The organism is Micromonospora sp. NPDC003776, assembly GCF_053605645.1.
The window spans coordinates 1-6838 of record NZ_JBSGJR010000386.1 but is presented as its reverse complement, the minus strand read 5'-3'; the positions used below and the strand labels follow the sequence as shown (position 1 = coordinate 6838).

At 75.8% G+C, this 6838-nt stretch carries 9 protein-coding genes; 8 read left to right on the top strand and 1 reads right to left on the bottom strand.

Going from position 1 to position 6838, the window contains the following annotated elements; all coding sequences use genetic code 11:
- Positions 1-228 precede the first annotated feature (228 nt).
- The 3 genes from ACWEVO_RS25640 (at position 229) to ACWEVO_RS25630 (ending at position 2361) form a co-directional block, all read left to right on the top strand.
- Positions 229-969 carry a GAF and ANTAR domain-containing protein gene (locus ACWEVO_RS25640; protein ID WP_452310069.1) on the top strand — a complete coding sequence of 247 codons (741 nt, stop codon included), beginning with the start codon at positions 229-231 and terminating at the stop codon, positions 967-969.
- 76 nt (positions 970-1045) lie between these two features.
- Positions 1046-1549, top strand: coding sequence for a DUF2231 domain-containing protein (locus ACWEVO_RS25635; protein ID WP_452310068.1), 504 nt, complete (start codon positions 1046-1048; stop codon positions 1547-1549).
- A gap of 62 nt (positions 1550-1611) precedes the next feature.
- Positions 1612-2361 carry a class I SAM-dependent methyltransferase gene (locus ACWEVO_RS25630; protein ID WP_452310067.1) on the top strand — a complete coding sequence of 250 codons (750 nt, stop codon included), beginning with the start codon at positions 1612-1614 and terminating at the stop codon, positions 2359-2361.
- Between the two features lie 20 nt (positions 2362-2381).
- Here ACWEVO_RS25630 and ACWEVO_RS25625 read toward each other — a convergent pair whose 3' ends face one another.
- Complete coding sequence (locus ACWEVO_RS25625) at positions 2382-3329, bottom strand: DUF3500 domain-containing protein (RefSeq protein WP_452310066.1); 948 nt, start codon at positions 3327-3329, stop codon at positions 2382-2384.
- A gap of 202 nt (positions 3330-3531) precedes the next feature.
- Between ACWEVO_RS25625 and ACWEVO_RS25620 the strand changes: the two genes are divergently transcribed.
- From ACWEVO_RS25620 to ACWEVO_RS25600, 5 genes are all read left to right on the top strand, one after another.
- Entirely contained in the window at positions 3532-3909 is a 378-nt protein-coding gene (locus ACWEVO_RS25620) for a signal peptidase I (RefSeq protein ID WP_452310065.1), read from the top strand.
- 118 nt (positions 3910-4027) lie between these two features.
- Positions 4028-4480 (top strand): cysteine dioxygenase, encoded by a 453-nt coding sequence (locus tag ACWEVO_RS25615; protein ID WP_452310064.1) that lies wholly within the window; start codon positions 4028-4030, stop codon positions 4478-4480.
- A gap of 46 nt (positions 4481-4526) precedes the next feature.
- Positions 4527-5021, top strand: a complete 495-nt coding sequence (locus tag ACWEVO_RS25610) for a rhodanese-like domain-containing protein (protein ID WP_452310063.1) — start codon at positions 4527-4529, stop codon at positions 5019-5021.
- Between the two features lie 106 nt (positions 5022-5127).
- Positions 5128-5697 carry a winged helix-turn-helix domain-containing protein gene (locus ACWEVO_RS25605; RefSeq protein ID WP_452310062.1) on the top strand — a complete coding sequence of 190 codons (570 nt, stop codon included), beginning with the start codon at positions 5128-5130 and terminating at the stop codon, positions 5695-5697.
- 291 nt (positions 5698-5988) lie between these two features.
- On the top strand, positions 5989-6594 hold the full coding sequence (locus ACWEVO_RS25600) for a winged helix-turn-helix domain-containing protein (RefSeq protein ID WP_452310061.1): 606 nt from the start codon (positions 5989-5991) through the stop codon (positions 6592-6594).
- The last annotated feature ends 244 nt before the right edge of the window (positions 6595-6838 follow it).

The window sequence follows — 6838 nt, the reverse complement described above, 5'->3', positions numbered from 1 at the left end:
GGGCGGGGGTGGGGGGGGGGGTGTTCGGGTCCGGCTGAGGGTCTGGGTGGGGTCCCTTCCGGCGCGTGCACGCGCCGGAAGGGACCCCTTTGCGCGGTTTCGGAGCTGATTTGCGAGGGTAGTAGGGCGGGGCTTCAAGTCAGGGAGAGCAGAGCGGATGCGACAGGCAATGGCGCCGAACGGGGACACCGCGTGGCCGTACGTGCAGGTGGCGGGGGCCGTGACCCGGTGAACACCGACACGCGGGACCCGGTGGGCGACACCCTCGGGGTACTCGAGATCGCCGCGCTGCTGCGCGAACTGACCGCCGGCCTGATCGGGGCCACCGACTTCGACGAGGCGCTGCGCCAGCTGGTCCGGATCGCCCGGGACGCCGTACCCGAGGTGGACAGCTGCGGGTTCACGGCGTTGCGGGCCGGCGAGCCGGCCGGCGTCGCCGCCTCGGACCCGGGGCGGGCCGAGCTGGACGACCTCCGGCACGGCCCGGACACGCCGGCGCTGACCGCCATCCGGCGGCGCGACATGACCACCGCGCCCGACCTGGACCACGAGTCGCGCTGGCCGGCCTGGACCGCCCGGGCCCGGGCGGCGGGCGTGCACGGTGTGATCTCCGCGCCGGTCGACGTGGACGAGCAGGTGATCGGCGCGATCAACCTGTACGCCGGCGCACCCGACCTGCTCACCCCCCGGCACCAGCTCACCGCGATGCTCCTCGCCGAGCACGCCGGGCTGCTCCTGGCCGCGGTCCGGGACCGGGAGCGCGAGGCGGCGCGGGCCGGCCAGCTCGACTCGGCGCTGCTGGAGGAGGGCGTGGTCGGGCAGGCCATCGGGGTGATCATGACGCAGCGTGGCTGCCCGGCGCCCGAGGCGCTGGAGGTGCTCCGCAGCGCGGCGTCCTCGTTGGACATACCGCTGCGGGAAGTCGCCGAGCGGCTGGTGCTCACCGTCTCCCGGCCTCGGGACAACTGAGCGACATTCGTTTCGTCCCGATGGGCCTCGGGTAGCACCCTGGACTGGTGAGCTGTTCCAAGCTGGGGAGGTACCGATGGAGAGCCGACTGCGGGTGCAGGGGCACCCCATCCAACCGATGCTCGTGACGTTCCCGTTCGGACTCTTCGTCAGCGCCGCCGTCTTCGACCTGGCCGACGTCGCCGGTGGGCCGGCGTTCCTCGGCGAGGTGGGCTACTGGACGGCCGTCGCCGCCCTGGTCGCCGCCGGGCTGGCCACCGTCGCGGGCATGATCGACCTGTGGGACGTACGGGCCGGCGGCTTCCGCCGCACCGCCGTCCTGTTCAACCTGACCAACGCCGCCATGGCGGCGCTGTTCCTGCTCAGCTGCCTGATGCGGGCGCACGCGCCGCAGCGCGGGGCGACCGGCGTCGAACTGGCCGTCGAGCTGCTCGCGCTGGCCGTCGGCTCGGTCGGGGTGTGGCTGGGCGCCCGGTTGATGCGCCAGCTCGACCGGGGCCGGGCGGCCGAGCCCAGCGGCTTCGAGCCGCTCGGCGACCTCCCCGGCCGCACCGTGGAGATCATCCGGCCGCGCGCCTGAGCGGACGCCGGGGGCCGGAAATCGGGTTGCCGGCCCCGGCCGCCGTGGGCAGGCTCGGCCGAGTGACCGACTTCGAGGATCTCGTCGCCGAGGGCGCGGCGGTGCCGGTGGAGGGCTGGGACTTCGCCTGGCTCGACGAGCGGGCCAGCGAGGAGCGGCCGCCCTGGGGTTACGCCCGGCTGATGGCGGGGCGGATGGCGGGCGCCGAGGCCGCGCTGGACATCGACACCGGCGGGGGAGAGGTGCTCGCCGGGGTGCCCGCGCCGCCGCCGCTGCTGGTCGCCACCGAGGCCTGGCCGCCGAACGTCGCGGTCGCCCGGCGTAACCTGCGCGGGATCGGGGCGACCGTGGTGCAGGTGGCGGACCGGCCGCCGCTGCCGTTCCGGGACGGCTCGTTCGACCTGGTGGTGAGCCGGCATCCGGTGGAGACCTGGTGGACGGAGATCGCCCGGGTGCTGCGCCCCGGCGGCACGTACCTGTCCCAGCAGATCGGCGCCGGCACGGTCCGGGAGCTGAGCGAGGCCTTCCTCGGGCCGCTTCCGCCGCCGACCGCGCGCCGCCCCGAGCAGGCCGTCGCCGCCGCCGAGGCGGCCGGGCTGACCGTGGTCGACCTGCGTACGGCCACCCTGCGGACGGTCTTCCACGACATCGCCGCGGTGGTCTGGTTCCTGCGCAAGGTGATCTGGACGGTCCCCGGCTTCACCGTCGACCGCTACCGCCCGCAGCTGCGCCGCCTGCACGAACGCATCCGCGCCGAGGGCCCCTTCGTCGCCCACGCCCAACGCTTCCTCATCGAGGCCCGCCACCCCTGACGCACCGCCGGCGGGGAGCGTCAGTGGGCGGTGGCGTGGTGGGCGGCGAGGACGTCGGCGCCGAAGTCGCTGGCCGGGCGACGCAGCACGGTGTGCGCGTGGTTGCCGTCGTCGGTGGTGTTGTCGTACTCGATCAGCAGGTCGTCGCCCTGGACGCGGTAGTAGTGCCGCTGACCCGGCCCGGCCGGGCCGGCCCAGGCGAAGTGCAGCTCGCCGCCGGACAACCGGCCGGCCTCGCGAGCGGCCAGCTCCGGCGGGAGCCGGTCCAGGTAGAGCGCGACGAGCTGGTCGAGCAGCGCCCGGCCGGACGGGGCGAGCCGGGCCCGGGGCACCCCGAGCGGCTCGAGCCGGCCGGGTGCGGAGGCGCGGGTGGCGCTGACGATGTCCGCCGGCGCCTCCGCCGCGATGATCGCCGCAGCCCGCCCCGCCGGCCCGAGCGCGTCCAGCAGTTCCCGGGCCAGGTCCTCCTCGGGCCCGAGCGGCCGGGAAACCGGACGGCCGGCGTGCCGGACGGTGGCCGGGTTGGCCCCGAGGAAGATCGGCGCGGGGGAGACCTGGTCGTCGACGACCGTCATGCTCACCGACAGGTGGTGCCCCTCGAACCGCCACCCCCACCGGTCGTCGCGCGCCGGGTCGCCGAAGACCGCCACCCAGTAGTCCGCGCTGTGCCGGCCGCGCCGCCAGCCCTCCGTCCGGTCGAGCACCTCCTCCAGCGCCACGACCGCCATCGCCTGGGCGTAGGCGGCCGGGCTGAGCGCGGTGGCGAGCAGCCGGTGGGCGCCCTTGCGCGCGCTGTCGTCCAGCTCCGCGAGGCTGATCCCGGGCCGCGGTCGGGGCCGGTACTCCAGCCACCGCCGGGCGGCCTCGTCGTCGAAGTCGTGCCGGGCCCGCTGCCGGGCCGGCCCGTCGAGCGCCGCCAGCAACGCGCCGGCCGCCGTCCGCATCTGCTCGGGTACGGGATCCTCCACCGCCCCTGTATACCGCCCGCCGGGCCGCCGTGCGCCCCACCCACCGGCCTTCGCCGGGGCTCAGCCGGCCGGCGCGTCCCGCTCGCCCTCCGTCCTCACCGCGTCCAGGATCGAGCCGGCCCCGCGCCGGCGAGGTGTCCAGGTTGGGGGACGTGCGGCGGTCCGGCCTGGTAGCTTGCCGAGCCGGCACGGGAGGCGCGGGATGGACGATCGGGTGTACGTCGGCAAGGCGGCGGTGGACGGGGCGACCGACGCCGGTTGGCTGCTCGGCCACTTCAAGCCGCCCGGGGACGTCCGGCACAGCACCGAGGTCGAGGTGAAGTGGGGGGTGCACCCGCCGGGGGAGGCCCGGTCCCGCTGGGCGACGGGCGAGCTGCGGACCGCCCTGCTGGTGCTGATCAGCGGGGCGTTCCGGGTGGAGCTGCCGGATCGCACGGTGGTGCTGCGGGAGAGCGGCGACTACGTGGTGTGGGGGCGGGGCGTCGACCACTCCTGGTACGCCGAACGTGAGTCGGTCGTGCTGACGGTGCGCTGGCCCTCGCTGCCGGGCTGGAAGGCGGACCCGCCCGTGCTGCGCTGACACCCCGGCGGGCCGCGGACGGTCGTCCCAGCATCCGGTATACCCTACTAAACCTATAGGCTTTACCGGTTAGAGCGACGGGGCCCGAGCCGCTCCGTACCGGGAGGACGACCCGCCGATGAGCCGCACCGACCCACCCGACCTGCTCGCCGTCGCCGCCCGGTGGGCCGACCCGGCCGGCTGGCCGGTCCCGCTGCGCTTCGACCCGGGACAGCGGTGGTACGCGCGGCTCGCCGCCGACACCGAGCACGAGGTGTGGGCGCTGAGCTGGCTGCCGGGGCAGGGCACCGACCTGCACGACCACGGCGGCTCGTCCGGGGCGTTCCTGGTCGTCGCCGGCGCCCTCACCGAGGAGACGGTCGCCGACGGTCGGCTGCGCCCCGACCGGCTCGCCACCGGCGCCGGCCGGCGCTTCGGCGCCCGCCACGTGCACGTGGTCACCAACCGGGGCGACCAGCCGGCGGTCAGCGTGCACGCCTACCGGCCCGCGCTGCGCCGGATGACCCGCTACCACCTCGTCGCCGGGCGGCTCCGGATCGCCGAGGTGGCCGAGGCCGGGGTCGCCTGGTGAGCCGGCCGGCCCGCGCCCCCCGACCCGTGCCGCACGGAAGGACGCGATGATGCCGTTGACCCAGACCCCTGCCGGGAGCTGTCCGGTCCCCCCGCCCGGCTCCCGGGGCATCGAGGAGATCCTCGCCGCCGCCCGCGCCCGGCTGCGCCGGCTCGACCCCGAGCAGGCCCACCTCGCGTACCGCCGGGGGGTCCTGCTGGTCGACATCCGCCCGGCCGGTCAGCGGGCCGCGCACGGCACCGTCCCCGGCTCCCTCGCCGTGGAGCGCAACGTGCTGGAGTGGCGGTTCGACCCGCGCTGCCCGGCCCGGCTGCCCCAGGCCGTCGACTACGACGTGCCGGTGATGATCATCTGCCAGGAGGGCTGGACCTCCTCCCTGGCCGCCGCCGCGTTGCAGGACCTGGGCCTGCATCGGGCCACCGACGTGATCGGCGGGTTCGCCGCCTGGCGGATCGCCGGGCTGCCCACCCTCGGCCCCACCCCACTCCTACGACCCTCGTCCGCCGCGCCGCCGGTCACCGCCGGCCGAGCGCCCCGCTGACCGTCACGCCGTACCCGGTGTGGCGGACGACGGCTTCAGGTCGTGGTGCGGCGCAAGACGCGCCGCGCTGAAGTCGTCGCAGCGTACCGCCAGCTCAGGAGGCTCCATGTCCGTCGTCGCCATCTCCCCGCGCCCGCACCGGACCGGCCGGAGCTCGCCGCCCCGGCCGCGCACCGCACCGACCCTGACCATCACCCTCGACCTGGGCGCCGGCGCGCTGACGCCCGGACTGGCCCGGCTCGTCGACCTGCTGGACGAACTCGCCGCGACGGGGGAGGGGATCGTCCGGGCCGAGGCGCGCGGGACGCCCCGGGCCGTGCTCGCCCCGCGCCGCCCGGCCGAGCCGCCCGCACCCGCCCCGGCCGGGGACCCGGAGGTGGTGCGGATCCTGGCCTGCATCCGGACGGTACGCCGGGGCGGCCGGGAGATCCCGCTCACCCGGATCGAGTACGACCTGCTCCTCTTCCTCGTCGAGCATCCCCGGCAGGTGTTCACCCGGCTGCAGTTGCTGGCCAACGTCTGGGGTTACGAGCATGCCGTCGCTCGCACCGTGGACGTCCACGTGCGCCGGTTGCGGGCCAAGCTCGGCGCCGACACACCGCTGGTGACCACCGTGTACGGGGTGGGCTACCGGCTCGCCGACGCGGCGCGGATCGTGGTCGACCGCGAGGGTTGAGCGGCGGCGACCACGCGCGGCGTGCCCGTGACCACGGGTACGCCGCGTTCGCGTCCCTGACCCCACACCGCCCAGTGTGAACCGGTCAGGGACCCCCCGTAACGGGTCATCTCGCCGCTCTGCTGTAATCATCTGGCCTCGTACGCAGAGCGAGCACTCGGCTCCGATGTGTTCGTCAATTGTCACATTCATGCAACGCAGCCGCCCCTTGACCCTCGCCGAGGCGCCGGGAAGCATCGATGGAGCGGCGTCCCGGGCCGTGGGGAGTTCCCGGACCAGCCAAGGAGGACCATGTCGGTCAGCCCCGCCTCGTCGCGCGCCGGATGGCACACGGCCCAGCCCGCGGTTCCCGGTCGTCCCCCCGGCGGCCAGCGCCGGCCCGCCAACACGGCCACACCCGTGCTCACCGTGACCCTCAACATCCCGCTCGCCTGCGAGGAGTCGCTGACCCCGGCCGCCCGCCGGCTCCTGGACGCCGCCCGCGAGCTGCTCGAACGCGGTGACGCGGTGATCTCCAACGGGCCGGGGGTGGTCGAGCGCCGCGACGCGGTCCCCGCCGGCCGGTCCCCGGGCCGGCCGCTGGCGCCGACCATCCCGACCCTGCACATCCTGGCCGCCTCCCGGTCGGTGCTGCGCGACGGCGAGCCGTTGCCGCTCACCCGGCTGGAGTTCGACCTGCTGCTGCACCTGGTCGCCCACCCACGCCGGGTGTTCACCCGGCTGCAACTGCTCAACGCCGTCTGGGGCTACGAACACGCCGGCGTCCGCACCGTCGACGTGCACGTCCGCCGGCTGCGCGGCAAGGTCGGCGTGGACGTTCCCCTGGTCACCACCGTCTACGGCGTCGGCTACCGCCTCGCCGACGACGCCCGGGTCACCATCGACCGCACCGGCTGAACCGCGGGCCCGGCCACCGCGCGCACCTCGTCCCGGACGGAGCCCCGACCCGCCCGGCCGATCTTGTGGTGGCCCGCCCGGCCCGCCGGGCAGGATGGGCGGATGCAGGTCCGTCCGATCACGCCCGAGCGTCTCGTCGCCGAGCTGGCTGACCGGCTCGCCGCCGCCACCGGTCCCGGCCGGCTGCGGGTCGCGGTCGACGGGCCGCCGGCGGCGGAGCCCGACGCCCTGGCCGCGGCCCTGG

Coding starts and splice junctions, on each gene's coding strand:
- ACWEVO_RS25635 (WP_452310068.1), top strand. CDS start 1,046: ATGGAGAGCCGACTGCGGGTGCAGGGGCACCCCATCCAACCGATGCTC.
- ACWEVO_RS25620 (WP_452310065.1), top strand. CDS start 3,532: ATGGACGATCGGGTGTACGTCGGCAAGGCGGCGGTGGACGGGGCGACC.
- ACWEVO_RS25615 (WP_452310064.1), top strand. CDS start 4,028: ATGAGCCGCACCGACCCACCCGACCTGCTCGCCGTCGCCGCCCGGTGG.
- ACWEVO_RS25610 (WP_452310063.1), top strand. CDS start 4,527: ATGATGCCGTTGACCCAGACCCCTGCCGGGAGCTGTCCGGTCCCCCCG.
- ACWEVO_RS25605 (WP_452310062.1), top strand. CDS start 5,128: ATGTCCGTCGTCGCCATCTCCCCGCGCCCGCACCGGACCGGCCGGAGC.
- ACWEVO_RS25600 (WP_452310061.1), top strand. CDS start 5,989: ATGTCGGTCAGCCCCGCCTCGTCGCGCGCCGGATGGCACACGGCCCAG.